Below are 21001 nucleotides of genomic sequence, written 5' to 3'. Positions count from 1 at the left end.
TACTAAAAACTATTGAAAAGAGGGAAAAATCGTGAAAAACAGTTCAATCAAACTAGCAATGAGTACAGTCTTAATCTTACAAGCATTTCTTATTGCATTAACAGGGGTATTTTATATGCCACAACCGCAACCAGTAAGCGCAGTAGAGAAGAGCACGACAGCATCTAAATACAGAAATGTTATGTATTACGGAGACTGGTCAATTTGGGGAGGTCAGGATAACTTCTATCCTAAAGATATCCCAGCAGATCAATTAACGCATTTGAACTTTGCATTTTTGGATTTTGATAGCAATGGGAACTTTATTTTTACAGATACAGATGCAGCTGTGAGCGCTCCAGTAGGTGAAACAGATGTAGCTTGGGGCGGCCCTAGTGCAGGTATTCTAAATGCCTTACAATCCCTTCGAGCGGAAAATCCTAACATGAAAATCGGAGTGTCACTTGGCGGCTGGTCCAAATCAGGAGACTTCTCAGCGGTCGCAGCAGATCCAGCGAAGCGTGCTAATTTTGTAGCCAACACAGTGAAATTCGTCAAGATGACAAATATGGACTTCGTAGACGTTGACTGGGAATATCCGGCATCGGTTCGAGAAGCTGACCTTGTAGATAACAAAAACGACGAAGGTACACCGAATTCACGACCTGAAGATAAACAAAATTACATTACATTATTACAAGAATTGCGTACAGCGCTTGATAAACAAGGAACAGAAATCAAAAAAACATATGAACTAACAGTCGCACTACCAGCACCAAAATCAAAACTAGACGAAGGAATTGACGTTAAAGCATTGTTTGATATTGTCGACTTTGCCAATATCATGACATACGATATGCACGGGGCATGGGAAGGACAAAGTGGTCACCACTCTGCATTATACGGAAATCCGAACGATTCTGCTTTTTCAGACGGACTTTCGGTTGACCAAACAGTTTCTTATTTAACATCACAAGGAGCCGCTCCTGAAAAAATTGTTATCGGAGCAGCATTTTACTCTCGTGGATGGAATACCGTTGCCAAAGGATCAGATCCACTTAACCCTGGTCTATTCCAACAAGCAACAAAAGACTTTGCAGATTCAGACCAGACACCATCGTGGGGAACATCAAATGAAATTGATATGGTTATCGGAGATTTTGGACGAGCATCAGGAACTTGGGCATACCGCAACATTGATAAACTAAAAGCAAGTGTTCCAGGTTTGACAGAATATTGGGATGGTATAGCCAAAGCACCATACTTGTACAGCGAAATCACAGGGCAATTCTTTACTTTTGAAAATGTACGTTCCGTGACAGAAAAAGCAAAATATGTCCAAGAAAAAAATCTTGGAGGTATGATTTCATGGATGCAATCCCAAGATAAAGTGAGCGCTGGATCAACAAAGCGTGACGAGTTAACAAAAGCAATTAAAACGGGCTTAGCAGGTTCAGAAAAACTACCAGATCAAAAAATTGTATACGCAAACCAAGATGTAGAAGTTACTGTAACAGCAACAACTAATTCATCTTACACGTTAAATTTGCGTAACAAAGCAGCGAACAAAGAAACGAATCCAGTATTAAAAGCAGTAGAAGAAGCATTCAATACTGTCAAATTACCTAAATTTTACGTAGCACTAAATACAACGGAAAGACTGTCCGCTGGAGACAATCACGCAGGGGTAGTATCACAGACTGGAAATATTGCTACCATTGACCTTGCTAGTGTATATGACGGCAAAACAATCTTGCCAGGTGCTAACTACACACTTAAATTAAATACAACAGGTACCGCTAACCAAGCGAATATCGATACAATTCATTTAACGCAACGTATGACAACTAATCGCAGTGAGTTAGGCAAACAACTTGTTTTTGGCACACAAAACACTGCTCCAGAAATTAAAGGAACAAGCAATAAAACAATCACTGTTGGAACTTCATTTAATGCACTAGAAGGCGTTACAGCAACCGATGCAGAAGATGGAGACCTAACATCACAAATAAAAGTAACAGGAACAGTCAACACATCAAAAGTCGGTGAATATGAACTAACATACAGCGTTAAAGACTCCGCAAACGAAGAAGTAACAGCTAAGCGCACAATTAAGGTCATTGCCAGTCAAGAACCAGTAACAGGAACCATTACCCCAAGAGCTTTTGAAGTATACAAAGACACATATGTAGGTGGTACATTCACGGGCGATGTGAAACGGATTAAGCTTGTGGTAGAGGGAGATAAAGGTGGCGAATACACAGGTGGAACAGTGAACACAAACGGCACATTCCAATTCGATGCAACAGGAAAAATTCACAATTCATACGATAAAGTAACAGTAGAAGCATACAATGCAGCCGATAAAAAAGTAGACAGCAAAGTCGTCTCGCTAATTAATGGAGATGGAGCAGGATCAATCACGACAGATGATTATATTCTTGGTCAAAGCAGACACATTGAAGGGGCGGTTAGTGGTAACGTCTCAAGAATTCGTTTGCAAGTCGATGGAACAGAATATGCTGGCGGATCATTAACAAATGGCCGTATCTCTTTCTACGCGATGGACAAAATCAGAACAACAACAGCTAAAGCTATCCTAGTGGCTTACGATAGACGTGGAAATAAGATTGATCAACAAAATATCAAAGTAAGACCATTGTATACAGGTAGTGTAGCACCAAACGAATTTGTACTGTATCAAGATAGTTATGTTACAGGTAATTTTACAGATGATGTGAGACGTGTTCGACTAGTTGTTGAAGATGACAATGGAACCGAAATCGAGTATGCAGGAGGAACAGTAGAAAACGGAACATTCCAATTCTACGCCAGAGATAAGATTCGTAGCTCATATAACAAAGTAACAATTAAGGCATATAATTCAGTAGGCCATGAAGTAGACAGCAAAGTAATCGCTGTGAAAAACCTAGATGGTAGCGGTACAGTTACTCCTGATGAATATGTATTAGGCCAAAGTAGATATCTAGAAGGAACTTACGCTGGGAATGTCAGCCGAGTTAGATTAAAAGTAGGCGATACAGTTTACAGCGGAGGAACAGTAGCAGCTGGGAAAATTTCCTTTTACGCACATGGAACCATTAAGAATACAAGCGAAAAAGTAGTCCTAATTGCTCTGGATGCACGCGGTAATATTATCGATCAGAAAGACGTTAAAGTAACAACGAAATAAACGAGTATTTAGTGAAACGATAGCCTGAGACAAAATGTATCGGTATGAGAATTGGTACAGATTCTATCTCAGGCTAGACTTTCCATTATTATTTTTTAATATCCCAGGCTTTAGGGAATTATCACGGACAAAAAAACAGTAGCTATCCAGCCAAGTTAAAGAAGGTGAGAAAATTGAAAATAGCAGTGATTGGCCTAGGCTATATCGGCTTACCTACAGCGGTCATGTTCGCCAATAAAGGACATCAAGTAGTTGGTGTTGACGTGAACCAGTCTGTCATAAAAAGATTAAATAACGCAAAATCAGGCATAGAAGAACCATTTTTACAAGAGGAACTTGAAAAAGCAGTAAAGCAAGGCAACTTTATCGCAACTACCGAAATAGAACTAGCTGATGTGTTCATCATTACAGTACCAACACCAAGTAAGAAAGATTTATGGAAATCATGCGATCTAACTTATGTGCTACAAGCAGTTACAAGTGTTCTGCCCTACTTAAGAGCAAACAATACAGTAGTTATTGAATCAACCGTTGCGCCTAAAACAACCGAATCTGAAATTTTGCCGTTGATAGAATCAGTAGGTTTGCAAGTTGGCAAAGATGTGCATTTATTGCATTGTCCAGAACGTGTTTTGCCAGGGCGAATTATTCATGAACTTGTGTATAACGATAGGATTATCGGTGGTGTAACGCCGAGTTGTACAGAAGCTGGCATTAAATTATACCAAACATTCGCAAAGGGCCGCTTAATACCCACGAATGCAGCAACCGCAGAATTAGCTAAACTAATGGAAAATACCTTTCGTGACGTTAACATAGCATTGGCCAATGAGCTAGTGAAGGTCGGTGAGACATTAGAAATTGACGCGCTAAAAGTCATTGAACTCGCAAATCACCACCCGCGTGTAAATATCCATCAACCAGGTCCAGGCGTTGGCGGGCATTGCTTAGCCGTTGATCCGAACTTTATTGTAGCCACGGCGCCATTTGCGACACCACTAATTAAAGAAGCGAGAAGTATCAACGAATCGATGCCGGTCTATATTCTAACTAAAGTGGAAGAAATCATGGCGCACATAGGCGGTAACAAAATAACCATTTTTGGTCTAGCATACAAAGGAAATAGTGACGATACCCGCGAAAGTCCGGCGATGACGATTTACCAATCTCTACAAAAGCAATCACCGTATGAGGTAGTGGCATACGATCCACACGTTGCTTTAGATTTTGTAGAAAAAGACATCAACACCGCTTTAACAAACACTGATTTACTACTAGTACTCACAGATCATTCGGAATTTCGAAAAATCGCTTCCAAACACATTGCGAATATGCGAAACAAACTCATTTTTGATACAAAAGGTATTGTACAGCATGTTGACACTGAAGTTAGCATAATAAATCTAGGAAATATGCACACACTAAAAGAAGTAAGTATTATGACTTGAAAAAGAAGGTAAGGTTAGTAATATGGAAAAAATGATAGACTTGCGCGTTGTTGCTAAGCGAATAAAGCAGTATCTTTGGATTCTTGTCCTAGCGGCAGTGGTCGGTATTGGAGGCTCCGCCTTATGGGCCACACAAATAGCCACCCCAAAATATCAAGCAACAGCAGACATCTTTGTTAAGCCACAAAAATTAGAAACAGAAGATTTCAGGCTAGATGCCAACACGAATAATCGCTTAATTAGCACCTATTCAGGCATTTTAAAAAGTCATAAAATTATCGATCAAGTAAAAATGAAATTAGATATAAGAGAAAGCTTCCAAACAATCGTTGCGAATTTGAACGTAAAAAATGAAAATGAATCGCAAATCATCTCCATATCGTATACCACAACCACACCAGAAGAAGCCGTCAAAGTTGTAAATACGACGATTCGGGTAATGGAAGTAGAGGTTGGAGCATTACTTGAAGACGGTACAATCAAAGTTTTATCAAAAGCAACTATAGAAGAAGCGGCAATTCCAGTTTCACCAAATATAAAAATGAACTTGTTGATGGGGTTATTTATTGGCTTGGTGGGCGGTATGATAATCATGGTTGCCATCCTATTCAGCAACAATACGATTAGAGAAAATGAAGACATTGAAGAGATAACCAATATTCCTATTTTAGGGGAGATTGAGAAATGGTGATTAAAAAGCAATATTCTGAAAGACAATTAATTAAAAAAGAAAAAGGTGTCATACCTGAACAGATTCGTAATATTCGTACTAACATTCAATATCTAGCGGATAAGCGTAATCTAAAAGTAATTATGGTGACATCTTGTAGGCAAGGTGAAGGAAAATCAAGTGCCATTGTCAATCTGGCTTATTTTATGGCCAAAAATAATAAGAAAGTATTGGTTATCGATAGTGATTTACGTCTACCAACAATCCATAAGCCATTTCAACTGCAGAATTTTAGCGGCCTTACCGATTTTCTAAATGAACTTATGGATGAAAAAGAAACGATTCAACAAGTTGCTGAAAATCTAGATGTTGTAACAAGTGGCCCATTACCATACAACCCTACCGAACTACTCAGTAAAAAGCGTTTTAAAACTTTTATCGACACACAACGAGTTGATTATGACTTCATTTTCGTAGATGCGCCACCAAGTGGGTTAGCAGATAGTAAGATTATTGGAAGCGTCTGTGATAGCACGATTATTGTTGTGGAGAATGGAAAAACAACAAAGAATCAGCTAAAGACATGCATCGATACATGTAAAATGCAAAATATTGATATTATCGGTGTCATTAGAAATAAGATAAGGAAGAAAAAGCATGACTCAAATTATTATTATAACTATGTTAAAGAGTAGCTTTGGTGAGAGAAATGCAGTTAAGCGTCGGTAGAATCACAGTTATTCTAGGTGTCATCACATATATTGCGGCACTGTATATTGCTTATATTTATTTAATCTCGCCAGCATATAGTTACTATCAACTTACCAATTTACATCCGTCATTATGGGTCACTATACTGTCTAGTCTATTAGCTATTTTGCCGAGCTTTTGGTTGGAATATCAGGTGCAACGACCGTCTCAAGTTATTTACTGGACATTGTATCTGTTTGCGTACATTCCTGTCATCATCATTCCTGATTTTATTAGAGTGGATGCTTTGGATTCCTTTTGGATATTTAAACTAGTCGTGCTTGCTGGCCTGATGATCCTTTATTTCTTCAGCAAAATTTCTTTGATAGAGCTTCCGAATACTAATTTCCCAGTTGCCGCTGTGAACGTTGGGATATTTGTAGGTATGTCGCTACTCTATGCGGTTATGATTAAGGCGTATGGTTTTCATATTAATCCGGTTTCTTTTAAAGAAGTATATGGTGTGAGAGAAGTGTATCGAAGTGAGACAGGCAGAATAGCTGGGTACGCAATAACATGGCTTTCGAAAATAATGGATATGTTTATGATAACTATCGGTATAATGCGTGGTCAGTTATTACTCCTCTTTGTAGGGATATTTGGGCAAGTGTATGTATATTCTGTTTCAGGACACAAAAGTGTGGTGTTGTCGATGGGGTTATTGTTTGTTATCCTATTTTGTCTTAGAAAAAGCGGGAGAACATTTGGTATTAGCTTTGTCTGGTTCATGGTTGCTTTTGTAGTGTTGGCCATTTTGGTAGATATTTTTAATGACAATATTGCACTTACTGAAATATTTACTAGAAGGATGCTCCTTTTACCTGGCGCTTTATCGAGTTTATTCTTTGACTTCTTCTCAACACATGAAAAAACATATTTAGGACACTCGATTTTGGGATTTTTTGTGGACTATCCTTATAAAGCGAGTCCTAGTCACCTTATTGGTTTCACGTATTTTGGTTCAGAGGAGATGTCTGCAAATGTAAACATGTGGGCAGATGCTTATTCTGCTTTTGGATACGCTGGAGTCATTGCCTTTAGTGTGTTGCTTGGATGTGTGCTTTGGCTGTATGACAGTATTGCGCAGAAACGGAATTTTGTGCTCAGTGTAGCCTTGATGGTCATGCCGGCTTGGAGTTTGGTGGATAGTTCCTTTATTATCGCCCTGTTTACAAACGGTATCGTGATTGCGATGGGATTGAATTACTTGTATCGCAGTGATTTATGGGAAGGAAATGAACATGTCAGCGCGAAAAATATTAGTAACCCTGTTTAGTGGTAATGTGTTGGCACAGTTGATTATGATGGCTTTTGCTCCAATCATTTCAAGGCTATATTCTGAAACGGAAATGGGAATTTACGCTGCGTATGTCACGGTCATTGCCATTACGGTTAAAATTGCTAGCTTAAGTTTAGAAAAAGCAATTCCGCTAGAACAAGATACCAAATTAGCTAGGCAGTTATTAAGACTGAATTTCATGATTGTTTGGCTAGTCTGTGCGATATTGTTTGGCGTATACATGATTTTTGACTGGAGTATATTGCGTTTTGTTGGGATAAATCCTAGTGTATTTTCGATGCTATTACTTAGTTTAGGTATTGCTTTTACAAGTATGATACAAATTTATAACTATCAGAATATGGCGCTGGAGCAGTACAGAACGTTATCTCTGACTAAATCCATGCAATTACTGGGTACTGGATTTTTACAAAGTATATTATCATTTCGTCCCATGGGTTTGCTTCTGGGAGATATTGGTGGGAAGTTACTTAGTTTGCTTGTTTTACAGCATGTATCTAGGAAGGCGCGGTTAGAGAAAGTAGTATTTTCGTGGGCGGATATGGTGTTTTTATTACGGAAGTATCGGAACTTTATGCTTTTCTCTGCTCCATCGGGGCTTGTCAATACGCTCGCTTTACAAGTGCCACAACTGTTTATTATCGCTATTTTTGCAACGGCTGCTGGGGGTCAATATGCATTAGTACAGCGTGTAATTCTTGTACCAATTTCACTGCTTTCCATATCTATTGCCCAGTTTTTCTATAGTTTTGCGACAAAACGCATTGCGAATCAACCGGGGCAAGTTTATCGAATGTATATGCAAATTACGTGGAAACTTTGTGTGGTGATGTTCCTGCCAGTCGTATTGTTAGCTATGTTTTCACCAGTTGTTTTTCCGTTTGTTTTTGGTGCGAATTGGCGGGAGGCTGGGGAGCTTGCACAGACTTTAAGTATGCTGTTTTTTACACAAGCAGTTTTTGGGGCCACTTCGCAGATTTTATATGTTACGAATAAGCAAAAACTACAAATGATCTTAGAACTTTGCAAATTAGCGAGTATTATTGGTGTTTTTATGATTATGCAAGCTGATTTTCTACAAACGATGATTTTTTACAGTGTGATTATTTCGTTTTTCAATGTTGTTGTTTGGTATTTAGGTCGGCGAGCTTTGGTGAAGCTATTAAATGGAGTTGGGAAAAATGATGAGTAGGCAAACGGTGGACTTATTTTTCAAAAGAGTAATGGATATCCTCTTGGGGGTTGCGGGTTTTCTTGTGACTACGCCGATTATGCTAGTTGTTGCTACCTGTATCAAACTAGAAGATGGCGGTCCTGTCCTGTTTGTGCAAACAAGAACTGGAAAAGATGGCAAGCTTTTCCCCATTTATAAATTTCGATCTATGAAAGTTGACGCAAAACAGCAAAATGAGTACGGAAAGGGTTGGGAGAGCGGGGTTCCAGACACATTCATATTTAAAGAAGGTAACGGTAAAAATCCTTGTATCACAAAAGTTGGCGGTTTTATAAGAAGGACAAGCATAGATGAATTGCCGCAATTTTTTAATGTAGTGATTGGCAATATGAGTCTTGTTGGGCCAAGGCCTGAAATACCTGATATCACATGCTACTACTCAGAAGAACAAAAAAAGCGGTTAAGAGTCAAGCCAGGACTCACAGGATGGGCGCAGGTGAATGGTCGAAGTTTAATAACGAATGGAGAAAAGATGCAGATGGATTGTCATTATGTGGACCACCGTTCTATACGTATGGACATGTATATTCTAATGCTTACAGTAAAGGTTGTTTTGACATTTAGAGGGGCGGTTTAGCTTAAGCAAAAGGAAAGCGAGGAAACATGATGTGAGAAAAAAACGATTCTTAATTACAGGTGGTTGCGGCTTCATTGGTTCGCAAGTACTGAAAAATTTGATCAAAACACCACATGAAATCTTTGTTATTGATAATTTAAGTACTGGTGACTGGAGTTGGATTCTAGAACGCCGGATTGATTTGAAAATATGTGATATTAGAAGTAAAGATGCTCTAAATTATATCGCAAATGTTGCCCCGCATTATGTGATTCATTTGGCGGCACAGACGGATATCCCGACTTCTATCGAACAGCAGCAACTAGATGCAGATATTAATATTTTGGGTACATTGAATGTCTTGCTTGCATGTAAAAAAGTCGCAAATTTTGAGCGATTCGTTTTTGCATCGTCGGCAGCAGTGTACGGAAACAATACGGATTTGCCATTAAACGAGGAGTCACAAAAACAACCACAATCTCCGTACGGTATGTCAAAAAGTATGTGTGAGCAGTACCTTTCTTTAAATGAGAACATGGATGGTTTTCCATATTGCGCGCTTCGATTTGCTAATGTATACGGCAATAAGCCCCTTGCTAAAAAGGATGTCATTTCGAATTTTTGGGATAAACTAGCACATCAAAAAGCACCAACTATTTTTGGCAGTGGAAAACAGACGAGAGATTTTATTTTCGTAGAGGATATTGCAGAAGCATTGATTTTGGCGATAGATATCAAGAAAAGTGGCGTATATAATGTTTCAACAAATGAGCAGACATCTATAAATGAAGTATTTCAAAACATAAGCAATCTGCTACAAATCGAGTTAGACCCAGTGAGAAAGGCTCCGCGTTTAGGTGATGTGTACAATAGCTGTCTTTCCAATCAGAAATTTAAAGAAGCGACGGGATGGGAACCCACATATATATTGCAAACGGGTCTTGAGAAGTTACGAGAAATAAAGATGAAGGAGACTCTCCATGCGACCAAAAATAGTGATGTTGTTATTTAATAATTTTTCTAATGATGCTAGGGTTTTGAAGGAAGGAAAAACCTTGGCAAAGGCAGGTTATTGGGTGGAATTAATCTGTATGCAAGAATATAAGAAAAAAGTATTACCAAAGTCGGAACTTGTTGCCCCTTTTTTTTACGTAACAAGGGTAGGTGGGAAAAATAATCAGTATGCGATTTGGGTCATATCGTTACTGCTGTTTATACTTGGATTTTCGGTATTAGGACAATTTGGAATTGCCGTAGTTGCCATCATGTTGTTATTCATTTCGTTTACTTCAAAAGGACATATCTTTATTCACCGATCAATGACAATTATAACAATGGCATTGGTTGCTAGGAGTAGGGATGCTGATTATTTTCAGGCACATGATTTAAATACTCTACCACAAGCCCATTTTGCAGCGAGAAGCAGATGGAACAAAAGCCTACTAATTTATGATTCCCACGAAGTTCAAACAAGTCGTGAAGGTTGTAATGGTTTTTTATATAAAAAGATTGAACAGTTCTATATTCGCAAAATTGATTTGATGATTGTTGAAAACCATACACGAGCTGCTTTCAATGAACAATTATATGGCTTTCTCCCAGCTGTGCTTCATAATTATCCGGAATATGTAACTCGAATGGTAGGTGGTCAGAGTATACACCAACTTTTGAAACTACCACCAAATGAAAAAATTTTATTGTATCAAGGTGTTATTAACCCAGGCAGAGGTTTGGAGAAATTAGTAGAAGCCGTACCTTTATTTCAAGAGGGAACGTTAGTCTTTATTGGAGACGGCCGTCAAAAAAAGGAGCTGCAAGCAAGAGTTGCTGAACTAGCCTTAGAAGACCGCGTTAAATTTATTGATAAAGTGCCATTACACGAACTAAGAAGTTACACGCAACAAGCATTTCTGGGTTTTCAAGTTTTAAATAATACTTGTTTTAACCACTATTCTGCTTCATCAAATAAGCTTTTTGAGTATATTTCAGCAGAAGTTCCTGTGATTGCGTGTGAATTCCCGGAAATTAAGAAAGTGGTGGAAGGCGATCAAGTTGGCGTTTGTGTCGATTCCCATTGCCCGAAAGCCATTGCTACTGGTGTAAATCACTTGCTTCAAAATACAACAAAGTACCAGCTGCTAAAGAAAAACACCCGGAGAATCAAAAAGAAATACACTTGGGAGAAAGAACAAATTAAATTGGAACATTATTACAAATCGCTCAACACAAAGGAGAAAAATGAAAGAGAAATTAGTTAGTGTCATTATTCCAACATACAATAGTGAAGCCACCATTGCGAAAACAATAAGCAGTGTTTTAAATCAATCATACAAATCACTGGAGATTATTATTGTAGATGATGCCTCCAATGACAAGACTGTTCAAATCATCCAAGACATAGACAAATCACAAATATCTCTTTTCGTACTCAAGCAAAATATCGGGGCGGCTGAAGCTAGGAATATAGCATTGAGCAAAGGTAGAGGGCGTTTTATCGCTTTTTTAGATAGCGATGACACGTGGTATCCAGAGAAATTAGCTCGGCAACTGCGGTTTATGGAAGAACATCAAGCAGGATTTAGTTTTACAGCTTATGAACGGGTTGTTGCCTCTACAGTTAAAAATACAGTGCAAGTGCCTCGGCGCCTGGCATATAACGATCTTTTGAGGAACACGATTATCAATTGTTCCACGGTAGTCATCGATCGAAAAAGGATAAATCATATAAAAATGCCAAGTATTAGAACAAGGCAGGATACAGCAACTTGGCTTTCGATTTTAAAAAAAGGACACGTCGCGTATGGGCTAAACCAAGTTTTGGCGAGCTACAATCTTCGTAATGACTCGCTGTCATCTAAAAAAGGAAAAATGGCAATGCAGACTTGGAAAATGTACCGAGAACAAGAAAAACTAAGTTATTGGCATGCGGCTATTTGTTTCACTTGTTATGCATACAACGCTGTGCGGAAACGAATAATTTAATTTTAAACAAACATTGACACAACGGAGGGAGCTAAAATTATGGATAAACAAAAGCAACTTAGAGAGTTATTAGACAGGGAGTTTCTTTCGAGACAGGAAGCTATTGATTACCTCGACATTTCCAAACAATGTTTTCATTCTCTAGTGGCTCGTGGAAAAATAACAAAAATCAAAAAAGGTTCTGCGGTCCTTTTTTATCGCTACGAAATTGAGCATCGGAAAAGTATAGCACCAGAGTTATTTGAAAAGTATCGTCCATACCAAAGATAGCTCCGAACCATTAAAAACGTGTTTTTGATATATGAAAGCACGTTTTTAATGTTGCACAAAATCGCTACCTTTATGAAAGCACGCCTTTTTTTAAAAGAAAGCGCTCTCTCGCGATGCCGAGCCATAGGAAAGTTCATTTTTTGACTACAGCAAACTGGCAGTTTACGTTCTATACTAGATAGTATAAGGATGGATTATAAGAATAAAAAATAAAAAGGTGGTTAAGATGTCAGAAAATGATTTGTATATTACAATGTCTATCATTAGCTTCATACTGCCGGTACTTATTCTTGACATAGAAAAAGTAATTAGAGTTCGAATTATTAGCACGCTAATTTTGTGTTTCGCTGTGTATTATCTGTTTTTAGAATCACTGTCTCCCACTTATTTTAGCGTGCTTGCATATGGGATACTACTTCTGTTTATGTATATTACTACAAATGACTTCACCACGTCCCTGGTGTATTTCTTGACTGTGAATCTAATTTTAAATGTATCGTGGTACTGCAGTTTTGGAATTTTACTAAGTTTTGCAGGGGAAAATGGAATTGTATTTCCCTTTGGAGGGATTGATTATAGAGAAATTCTGATAGGCTATACGATTCAATTTGTCATTATTATGGCTCAAAGTCTATTTTTAAGAAAGTATTTAAATACAACAAATAAAAATGTGATGCAAAAAATAATGAGCAGTAGCTTATGGCTAAAAATAGTCATGCTAAGCATACCAATTGGCATTGAGTTAGTTACAGCACTTTTCTTAGCAATCCCTGAGATGGCATACCATCATTTACGAATGGGAGCGTTAGTTATTGTTTTTTTAATGATTTACCTTATCGGAATGGTGGCTTTAAAAATTAAGATTACCCAACAAAAAGAATATTTGGCGCTGACCGCCGCACAACAAGAGAACTTGGAAAAGCAAAATAAGAGTTTAAAAGGGTTAAAACATGATTTTAATAATATGTTAATTTCGATTCAATTTTTTCTTCAAAAGAATGATTATAGTGGTCTTGTGGAATATATGCAGGATATCGGTATGATGATGGATGACGATATGTCACTAGAATTACCGGAAATTCGGAACATGCCGATAAAGGGCTTGCTATTAGCAAAGTTACTTCAAGCACGAGACAGTGGTGTTCGAATCAACATGGAGGCTACTGAAATTATCAATCAGATTCCCGTCAGTACGGCAAAATGTGTGCGGATTTTAGGTATCATTTTGGACAATGCTTTGGAAGCGGCACAAGAATCAGAGGATGCAACGGTGGATATTTTCATTTATAGCCAGAATAAAAGATTGCATTTTCTTGTTATGAATACGATGAAAAGAAGTAATGATGTGGATATAGAAACTTTATATCAGCCAGGCTATAGCAGTAAAGGCAGTGGGCGAGGTTACGGCCTTTATAACATTCGCAAACTTGTAAAAAGTGACAAGAAGTTGGCGTTTCAATCGAGTATAGTAAACGGAAGCTTTATTGCCAAGTTCAGCATTTTAGAAAACAATAAAGGGAGTGAAATTTATGAAGAAACTGTATGTCATTGAAAATGAGAAAATACAGCGGGACACGTTGTTGCAAATACTGAATCAAGATGAAATATTGTCTGAGATGCCTATAGAGGTAGATCAAGACATAGCAACTCCAGATGCTTTATTAGAAGACATCAGACGCAATAAAGGCAGTCATATTTATTTTTTAGATATTGATTTGGAAGCGCGGTTAGACGGCGTACAGCTGGCCATAAAGGTTAGAGAAATTGACCCGAAAGGCATTATTATTTTTCTAACAGCAATCAAAACACGGCTTTTCGAAACAGTAAATCTAGTTATTGAGCCATTGGCCTATTTAGTAAAAACGAATTTTACTTTGGCGACATTACAGTTGAAAATTGCAGAAATCACAGCTTTAATACGACGGCGATACGATAAAACAGAATTTTTGATAGTAGAGGTTGAGGGTGTGGTTCATAAAATTGGCTACGAGCATATTTACTTTATTGAAACATTGCCGAGGACTAGAAAAACAAGATTTCACTTAGAAAATGAGGTTTTATCGGTAAGTATACCCATTAACGAGTTAAAAGGAAAATTGATGTTCACCGAGTTTTTGTTAGATTTACAATCCTATATTATTAATCCTACTAAAATCCGGAATTTAGATTTGGGAAAAAGAACGATTGTTTTTAAAAATAGTGAGACTGTTTTTGCGGGGAAACGAACGGTGGCTAGAGTAAGGCAGTCTTTGCTAGCGGCACATTAGTATCTTGATGATGACTGATGTGTTTTTTTGTTGTTTCTGCTCAAACATGTATATTTGTGCTACAATCTATATAAATTGTATTTGAAAATGAGAATATCACGCGAGACAGGGTATAGATTGTTAAATAAGTTTTAACAGCTGGGGGATTAGGAATGGATACAGTACTTTTAATAACGATTATAATTGTCATTGTTGGCTTAGCGTTTGATTTTATAAATGGATTTCATGATATTGCGAATGCGGTGGCGACGAGTATTTCTACGCGGGCGCTCAAACCGCGTGTGGCGATTAGCATTGCGGCAGTGATGAACTTCTTAGGTGCGATTTCGTTTACGGGTGTCGCGGTAGCTTTGACTTCGAGCATTGTCGACCCGTTTGCCTTGAAAAATGGCGAATTTGTCGTGCTCTGTGGGTTGATTGCGGCGGTGATTTGGAATTTGCTGACGTGGGTTGCGAAAATGCCGAGTAGTTCATCCCATGCGCTGATTGGCTCGATTGCGGGGGCCTCGATTGCTTCGGCGGGGAGCTTTGGGGTGCTGAACTGGAGCGGTTTTACAACGATTATTATTGCTTTGATTGTGTCGCCGGTTATTGGTTTTACGGTCGGATTCTTGATTTATTCGCTGTTTAAATTTCTATTCCGGAATAAGAAATTGGTGCAGACAAATCGGCGGTTCCGCTTTATTCAAATTGGTACGACTGCGGCGCAAGCTTACGCGCATGGGACGAATGATGCGCAGAAAACGATGGGGATTATTACGCTAGCGCTGATTGCGAGCGGTTTCCAGACGGATTCGCACGTGCCGTTCTGGGTGCAAGTGAGCTGTGCGGCTGCAATGGCACTCGGTTCGTCGATTGGCGGATATCGGATTATTAAAACGGTAGGTACGAAAATCATGAAAATTGAGCCGGTGACTGGCGTTGCGGCTGATTTGGGTTCGCTTTCGGTCATTATGAGTGCGACGCTGATTCATTTGCCGATTAGCTCGACGCAAGTTATTGATAGTTCACTGATGGGTGTTGGGACGGCGAATCATAAGAAAGAAGTGAACTGGCGGACTGGGAAGAATATGCTGGTGACGTGGATGATTACGCTGCCTTCTGCGGGAGTTTTGGCGGCGGTTGTGTATTGGATTTTAGCGGCAATATTTTTATAATCTGTAAGTAAAGGTATTTTTGCTATTGTATCTGGATTTGAAAAAGTTGTATAATATTTGTATGGGAAAACACGCTCAATACATTGCAAACTGTTTGAGATGGAAAGGAATAGATGTATGAATCAATCTAAATACCAAGTTATCGCGGAAGATATACGTACAAAAATCGCAACGGGAACCTACCCGCAAAATACGGCGATTCCACCTGAATTGAAACTCCAAGAGGACTACGGGGTTAGCCGTCACACGGTTCGCCAAGCAATTGCTGTGCTTGTGAATGAAGGATTGTTGCGCAAGGAAAAAGGCTCGGGTACTTACGTAGACAATCAACCAAGGCAGGAAGATGCCAGCAAAGCAAAAAGCGAACACAAAACAATTGGCGTCATTACTACATATTTGTCCGATTATATTTTCCCGTCAATCATTCGTGGAATTGAACAAACACTGCGCAGTAAAAATTATTCCTTGTTGCTCGCTAGCACAAATAACGATTACGCGGCAGAAAAAGAGTGTTTGCAAAAGATGATCGATCAAGGCGTAGATGGCCTTATTGTGGAACCGACGAAAAGTGCGCTTTATAATCCTAACTTGGCGCTGTATGTCAGTTTGCGAGAACGAGGGATTCCAATCGTGATGATTAATGCGGGTTATGAGGAGTTAAATATTCCACACATTTGCGTTGATGATGTTGCAGTTGGCTATAAAGCTACGGAATGCCTTATCAAGAAGCAGCACAAAAACCTGCTTTTCGTCACGAAAACGGACGATTTGCAAGGAAAGTATCGCTTGAAAGGGTTTATTGAAGCGTGTGAGGCCTATGAAATACGATTTTCAGAAGGAGATGTTATCACGTACACGACGGAGACGCGTGGGCAGGTCATCAATCAAATTTTGGCGAGGCTGGGCAAGAAAGATGTGACGGGGATTGTTTGTTATAACGATCAGGTTGCGAATTTGCTGGCTACGGAATTGATGGAGCAAGGGTACAAGATTCCAGCTGATTTTTCGATTGTAGGGAATGATGATTCTACGCTTAGTCGTGTTGGTAGTATTAAATTAACGACGTTGAGTCACCCTAAGGAAGAGATGGGGAAAGATGCGGCGAATTGGATTGTACGTACAATTGAGACGGGGGTTCCAGAGGACAGCATTTGTTACACACCGGTTTTGATTGAGCGAGATTCAGTTAAAGAAATTTAGAAAAGGGCAGGTACTTTTTTACCCGGGTGGAGGGTTCAGAGTACCTGCCTTTTTTTTATGCTAGTTTTCTTTCAGCGGCATGTTGTTCGATTTCTTCAAGCGTGTGGCCGCGTGTTTCAGGGACAAAGAAGCGAATAAATAGTACGCCTAGGAAACAAATGATTCCAAAAATGGCGAAAACCAATTCTTGCGGCATGGAGGCGGTCATGATTGGGAATAGCAATCCGACAAGGAAAGAGCCAATCCAGTTGAATGAAGAAGCTAATCCAGACGCCCGACCACGAATGGCAAGTGGGAAAATCTCGCCGACAATAACCCAAGTGAGCGGTGCCCAAGTACAAGAATAGAAGGCTACATAGACACAAAGAAAAATAAGCATAATCATCGGACTGGCATCAGATTTCACAAAAGTATTTAAAATGGCTGGCAAGATAAAGGACAGCCCCATCACCGTTCCACCAATAGTTAGCAATGTTCGACGGTTAAATTTGTCCGCAATAACTAGGAAGAAAAGCGCGCCAAGAACGAGGATAACGCCTTGGATGATAGGCCACATCAGCGCTTCGCTCGCAGCATGTCCTGTCGCTTTTTCAACGATTAGCGGGATGTAATAAAAAATCGCGTTCGCACCTTGGAATTGTTGGAAAGCAGCTACGCCAATACCTGCAATAACAAGCGCCCTGTAACGACCGGTGAGAAGGGTTCCCCAAGTTGTTGTATGCGAGATTTGTTCTTCTTGTTTTGCGGTTTTAATGATTTGATCGAGTTCTTTGTCTACTTCTTCTGGTTTGCGAATGTAGCTAAGAACTTTGCTTGCTTCGGCGAGTTTTTTCGATTTTACAAGGAAACGTGGTGACTCTGGAAGCGCTAACACTCCGAAGAAAAGAATAATAGCTGGAACCGCTGCGATCCCAAGCATCAATCGCCAAGCCCATGTTTCAGGCAGTCCTTTTAGCAGAAAATCAATGATGTACGAAAGGAGCATTCCGGAAACGATCATGACTTGGTTAATTCCCGACAAGCGTCCACGTAATTTAGCAGGTGCCATTTCTGACATGTAAGAAGGAACAAGTGCTGAAGCAGCTCCTACAGCGAGTCCAAGCAACACTCTGGCTCCAATTAAGTAATACTGACCGTTGTGCGGAGCGAGTCCACATAGAATCGATCCAATGACGAAAACAACAGCCGAAATCAAAATCATTTTGCGGCGACCTAGTCTATCGGAAAGTATCCCAGCCAATGCGCCCCCAAATATCGCGCCTAGCATAACAGCAGATGTAATCCAACCGATTAACCCCGCATGCCCCGCCAAGTTCCAATCATCTTGTAGAAATGGAAGCGCCCCAGTCATTACCCCAATATCATAACCGAAAAGTATACCTCCAAAGGCTCCAAAAAAGTAGATAAATGATGCAGAAATTTTCTTTTCTTTCTTCATTTTGCGTCCAACCCCTTATTGTCATAATAGATTTGCAATAATTTAATCGATGTTATGTAAGCATTTTCATTCTACAATATTTGTTCGGACATATCAAGTATTTATTACTCTTTTTTAATATTTTTAGTTGACATGTACGTACAACAAGAGTAAATTTAGAATGTAAGCGTTACTAAAAGCGATGATTTAATCTGATTTTTCAAAGGAGGTCTTTAAAATTAGTACAGAAGAAGTGAAAGCAGAGGAGATGCTGGATGTTATTGATGGCCGTACATCTTTAGGAATCGAATTCGGTTCGACGCGGATTAAAGCTGTTTTAATGGATTCGAAATTTAGCGCGGTTGCTACGGGAAGTTATGAATGGGAGAACAAATTAGAAGATGGCGTTTGGACATATGCGCTTGATGACATTTGGAAGGGCTTACGAATGAGTTATCGCAAGCTTGCATCGGAAGTTTTTGAGAAGTATGGAGAAACGTTGTCTGCAGTTGGGTCTATTGGTTTTAGCGCGATGATGCACGGATACATGGCTTTTGACAAAAAGAAACAATTACTGGTGCCGTTTCGAACTTGGCGCAATTCCATGACGGAAGAAGCGGAACAGAAGTTGACCGAACAATTTAGCTATAACATTCCGCAACGTTGGAGTATCGCCCACTTGTATCAGGCAATTTTGAATAAAGAAGACCATATCGAGCAAATCGATTACTTAACAACGCTTGCTGGCTACATCCATTGGCAGTTGACGGGTGAGAAGGTTATCGGGATAGGAGACGCTTCGGGCATGTTTCCAATTGATATTGCCACAAAAACGTACAATCAAAAAATGATCGAGACATTTAGTCAACTAGTTGAAAAGGAAGGCGTCGCAGTAAGTTTGCAGGCGATTTTGCCGAAAGTGTTACTGGCTGGTGACGAGGCTGGTAGATTGACACAAGAAGGTGCGTATTTACTTGATCCAACGGGGAATTTGCAGCCGGGGATTCCGATTTGTCCGCCTGAGGGTGACGCGGGAACGGGTATGGTTGCTACGAATAGCGTGGCGAAGCGAACTGGGAACGTGTCGGTCGGGACTTCTGCTTTTGCGATGATTGTGTTGGAAAAAGAACTGCGAGCGGTTTATCCGGAGATTGATCTGGTGACGACGCCATCTGGGGATCTAGTTGGGATGGTGCATACGAATAACTGCTCGTCGGATATAAACGCGTGGATGAAGCTGTTCCAAGAAGTTACGGAGGCTTTTGGTTTTGAAGTTAGTACAGAAAAACTGTTCTCCGTGTTGCTAAAAGAGGCGCTAAATGGTGATTTGGATTGCGGTGGATTGCTTTCGTACGGTTATTATTCTGGTGAAAATATTACGGGAGTCAATGAAGGCAGGCCGCTATTTGTTCGTTCGCCGGAAAGCAGGTTTAATTTAGCGAACTTCATGCGCGTTCATCTTACGAGTGCGTTCGGTGCGATGCGGATGGGATTGGATATTTTAAAACAAGAGCAGATTCACATTGACACATTGGTTGGACATGGCGGGATTTTTAAAACGCCTGAGGTTGGTCAACGGGTGCTTGCAGCTGCGATGAAGGCGCCGATTACGGTGATGGATACGGCGAGTGAAGGCGGAGCATGGGGCATTGCGTTGCTTGCGGCGTACATGAAATCAGATGCGGAACAATCTTTGGCTACATTTTTAGCGCAAGAGGTGTTTAAAGATGATCGCGGCGTGACGCTGGAACCGACCGAAGAGGAGATGGCTGGCTACGAGGTATTCTTGAATCGTTACCGCGAAGGAATAGAGATTGAAAAACGAGCAATTGAAAAATTGAAATAGATTGGAGGGTTTTGCGATGTTAGAAGATTTGAAAGAAGAGGTTTTTCAGGCTAATTTGGAATTACCGGAACGCGGTCTTATTAAATATACATGGGGCAATGTGAGTGCTTTTGATAAGGCGTCGCAATGCTTTGTCATTAAACCGAGTGGTGTCAGTTATACAGAAATGAAAGCTTCGGATATGGTAGTTGTCGATCTGGATAATCATGTTGTGGAGGGGGATTTGAATCCGTCTTCGGACACGCCAACACATGCTGTACTGTACAGAAACTTCCCTGAAATCGGCGGAATTGTACATACACATTCAACGTGGGCGACAATCTGGGCGCAAGCGGGACTTGATGTTCCGGCAATGGGGACAACGCACGCGGACACATTTTTCGGTGCAGTTCCTTGTGCGCGCGTTTTAACACAGGACGAAATCGATGCTGGATACGAGCATGAAACGGGCAACGTCATTGTAGAAACGTTTAGCGAGCGGGGCGTTAATCCGACAGACGTGCCGGGTGTTTTGCTCCACGGACACGGCCCATTTACTTGGGGAAAAGACGCCACCAGTGCAGTTATGAACGCGGTCGTGTTAGATGAAGTTTGCAAAATGAATTATTATACAAGACAACTCAATAGCTATGCAGAAGAGCTGCCAAAACGAGTGCTTGATAAACATTATTTAAGAAAACACGGTAAAAATGCTTATTATGGACAAGGAAAATAAAAGGAGCTGGAAGAAAC

The 21001-nt window shown here is 39.9% G+C and carries 18 protein-coding genes and 1 pseudogene; 18 read left to right on the top strand and 1 reads right to left on the bottom strand.

What is annotated here, in order from left to right:
• Positions 1 to 58: 58 nt before the first annotated feature.
• The 16 genes and pseudogenes from EP57_RS17330 to EP57_RS02605 form a co-directional block, all read left to right on the top strand.
• Positions 59 to 2365, top strand: a pseudogene (locus EP57_RS17330) (glycosyl hydrolase family 18 protein); the annotation flags it as partial.
• 9 nt (positions 2366 to 2374) lie between these two features.
• Positions 2375 to 3172, top strand: a complete 798-nt coding sequence (locus EP57_RS17415) for an immunoglobulin-like domain-containing protein (RefSeq protein ID WP_479481426.1) — start codon at positions 2375 to 2377, stop codon at positions 3170 to 3172.
• Between the two features lie 173 nt (positions 3173 to 3345).
• Complete coding sequence (locus EP57_RS02670; protein WP_036083972.1) at positions 3346 to 4620, top strand: nucleotide sugar dehydrogenase; 1275 nt, start codon at positions 3346 to 3348, stop codon at positions 4618 to 4620.
• Positions 4621 to 4642: 22 nt separating this feature from the next.
• A complete protein-coding gene (locus EP57_RS02665; RefSeq protein ID WP_036083970.1) occupies positions 4643 to 5311 on the top strand; it encodes a YveK family protein in 669 nt (222 codons plus the stop codon).
• Positions 5305 to 5985 carry a CpsD/CapB family tyrosine-protein kinase gene (locus tag EP57_RS02660; protein ID WP_036083968.1) on the top strand — a complete coding sequence of 227 codons (681 nt, stop codon included), beginning with the start codon at positions 5305 to 5307 and terminating at the stop codon, positions 5983 to 5985. The genes EP57_RS02665 and EP57_RS02660 overlap by 7 nt, the downstream gene beginning before the upstream one ends.
• 5 nt (positions 5986 to 5990) lie before the next feature.
• Positions 5991 to 7316 carry a hypothetical protein gene (locus EP57_RS02655; protein WP_036083965.1) on the top strand — a complete coding sequence of 442 codons (1326 nt, stop codon included), beginning with the start codon at positions 5991 to 5993 and terminating at the stop codon, positions 7314 to 7316.
• On the top strand, positions 7282 to 8532 hold the full coding sequence (locus EP57_RS02650; RefSeq protein ID WP_036083963.1) for an oligosaccharide flippase family protein: 1251 nt from the start codon (positions 7282 to 7284) through the stop codon (positions 8530 to 8532). Before EP57_RS02655 ends, EP57_RS02650 begins: the two co-directional genes overlap by 35 nt.
• Positions 8522 to 9151, top strand: a complete 630-nt coding sequence (locus EP57_RS02645) for a sugar transferase (protein WP_052167497.1) — start codon at positions 8522 to 8524, stop codon at positions 9149 to 9151. The genes EP57_RS02650 and EP57_RS02645 overlap by 11 nt, the downstream gene beginning before the upstream one ends.
• Positions 9152 to 9182: 31 nt before the next feature.
• Positions 9183 to 10142 carry an NAD-dependent epimerase/dehydratase family protein gene (locus EP57_RS02640; RefSeq protein WP_036083959.1) on the top strand — a complete coding sequence of 320 codons (960 nt, stop codon included), beginning with the start codon at positions 9183 to 9185 and terminating at the stop codon, positions 10140 to 10142.
• Positions 10111 to 11388: a glycosyltransferase gene (locus EP57_RS02635; protein WP_036083957.1), complete on the top strand. Its 1278-nt coding sequence runs from the start codon at positions 10111 to 10113 to the stop codon at positions 11386 to 11388. Before EP57_RS02640 ends, EP57_RS02635 begins: the two co-directional genes overlap by 32 nt.
• Positions 11369 to 12112: a glycosyltransferase family 2 protein gene (locus EP57_RS02630; protein WP_036083955.1), complete on the top strand. Its 744-nt coding sequence runs from the start codon at positions 11369 to 11371 to the stop codon at positions 12110 to 12112. Before EP57_RS02635 ends, EP57_RS02630 begins: the two co-directional genes overlap by 20 nt.
• Before the next feature lie 39 nt (positions 12113 to 12151).
• Positions 12152 to 12382: a MerR family transcriptional regulator gene (locus EP57_RS02625; RefSeq protein WP_052167496.1), complete on the top strand. Its 231-nt coding sequence runs from the start codon at positions 12152 to 12154 to the stop codon at positions 12380 to 12382.
• A gap of 226 nt (positions 12383 to 12608) precedes the next feature.
• Positions 12609 to 13934 (top strand): sensor histidine kinase, encoded by a 1326-nt coding sequence (locus EP57_RS02620; RefSeq protein WP_036083951.1) that lies wholly within the window; start codon positions 12609 to 12611, stop codon positions 13932 to 13934.
• Positions 13912 to 14649: a LytR/AlgR family response regulator transcription factor gene (locus EP57_RS02615; protein ID WP_036083949.1), complete on the top strand. Its 738-nt coding sequence runs from the start codon at positions 13912 to 13914 to the stop codon at positions 14647 to 14649. The genes EP57_RS02620 and EP57_RS02615 overlap by 23 nt, the downstream gene beginning before the upstream one ends.
• A gap of 152 nt (positions 14650 to 14801) precedes the next feature.
• Positions 14802 to 15806, top strand: a complete 1005-nt coding sequence (locus EP57_RS02610; protein ID WP_036083947.1) for an inorganic phosphate transporter — start codon at positions 14802 to 14804, stop codon at positions 15804 to 15806.
• A gap of 117 nt (positions 15807 to 15923) precedes the next feature.
• Positions 15924 to 17006, top strand: coding sequence for a GntR family transcriptional regulator (locus EP57_RS02605; RefSeq protein ID WP_036083945.1), 1083 nt, complete (start codon positions 15924 to 15926; stop codon positions 17004 to 17006).
• Between the two features lie 55 nt (positions 17007 to 17061).
• On the opposite strand, the gene EP57_RS02600 is transcribed toward EP57_RS02605, so the two are convergent.
• On the bottom strand, positions 17062 to 18444 hold the full coding sequence (locus EP57_RS02600) for a sugar porter family MFS transporter (protein WP_036083943.1): 1383 nt from the start codon (positions 18442 to 18444) through the stop codon (positions 17062 to 17064).
• Between the two features lie 247 nt (positions 18445 to 18691).
• On the opposite strand from EP57_RS02600, the gene EP57_RS02595 reads away from it, so the two are divergent.
• Positions 18692 to 20269, top strand: a complete 1578-nt coding sequence (locus EP57_RS02595; protein WP_036084024.1) for a xylulokinase — start codon at positions 18692 to 18694, stop codon at positions 20267 to 20269.
• A 16-nt stretch (positions 20270 to 20285) separates the two neighbouring features.
• Positions 20286 to 20984, top strand: coding sequence for an L-ribulose-5-phosphate 4-epimerase (locus EP57_RS02590; protein ID WP_036083941.1), 699 nt, complete (start codon positions 20286 to 20288; stop codon positions 20982 to 20984).
• Positions 20985 to 21001: the final 17 nt, after the last annotated feature.

Origin of the sequence: Listeria booriae, assembly GCF_000766865.1 — a bacterium.
Lineage (GTDB): Bacteria > Bacillota > Bacilli > Lactobacillales > Listeriaceae > Listeria_A > Listeria_A booriae.
This window is presented reverse-complemented; position numbering and strand designations above follow the sequence as displayed.

What these genes read in the sequence shown, in the direction of transcription:
- EP57_RS02665 (WP_036083970.1), top strand. Translation starts at nt 4,643, where the DNA reads ATGGAAAAAATGATAGACTTGCGCGTTGTTGCTAAGCGAATAAAGCAG.
- EP57_RS02660 (WP_036083968.1), top strand. Translation starts at nt 5,305, where the DNA reads ATGGTGATTAAAAAGCAATATTCTGAAAGACAATTAATTAAAAAAGAA.
- EP57_RS02650 (WP_036083963.1), top strand. Translation starts at nt 7,282, where the DNA reads ATGTCAGCGCGAAAAATATTAGTAACCCTGTTTAGTGGTAATGTGTTG.
- EP57_RS02645 (WP_052167497.1), top strand. Translation starts at nt 8,522, where the DNA reads ATGATGAGTAGGCAAACGGTGGACTTATTTTTCAAAAGAGTAATGGAT.
- EP57_RS02635 (WP_036083957.1), top strand. Translation starts at nt 10,111, where the DNA reads ATGCGACCAAAAATAGTGATGTTGTTATTTAATAATTTTTCTAATGAT.
- EP57_RS02630 (WP_036083955.1), top strand. Translation starts at nt 11,369, where the DNA reads ATGAAAGAGAAATTAGTTAGTGTCATTATTCCAACATACAATAGTGAA.
- EP57_RS02625 (WP_052167496.1), top strand. Translation starts at nt 12,152, where the DNA reads ATGGATAAACAAAAGCAACTTAGAGAGTTATTAGACAGGGAGTTTCTT.
- EP57_RS02620 (WP_036083951.1), top strand. Translation starts at nt 12,609, where the DNA reads ATGTCAGAAAATGATTTGTATATTACAATGTCTATCATTAGCTTCATA.
- EP57_RS02615 (WP_036083949.1), top strand. Translation starts at nt 13,912, where the DNA reads ATGAAGAAACTGTATGTCATTGAAAATGAGAAAATACAGCGGGACACG.
- EP57_RS02610 (WP_036083947.1), top strand. Translation starts at nt 14,802, where the DNA reads ATGGATACAGTACTTTTAATAACGATTATAATTGTCATTGTTGGCTTA.
- EP57_RS02605 (WP_036083945.1), top strand. Translation starts at nt 15,924, where the DNA reads ATGAATCAATCTAAATACCAAGTTATCGCGGAAGATATACGTACAAAA.
- EP57_RS02600 (WP_036083943.1), bottom strand. Translation starts at nt 18,444, where the DNA reads ATGAAGAAAGAAAAGAAAATTTCTGCATCATTTATCTACTTTTTTGGA.
- EP57_RS02595 (WP_036084024.1), top strand. Translation starts at nt 18,692, where the DNA reads ATGCTGGATGTTATTGATGGCCGTACATCTTTAGGAATCGAATTCGGT.
- EP57_RS02590 (WP_036083941.1), top strand. Translation starts at nt 20,286, where the DNA reads ATGTTAGAAGATTTGAAAGAAGAGGTTTTTCAGGCTAATTTGGAATTA.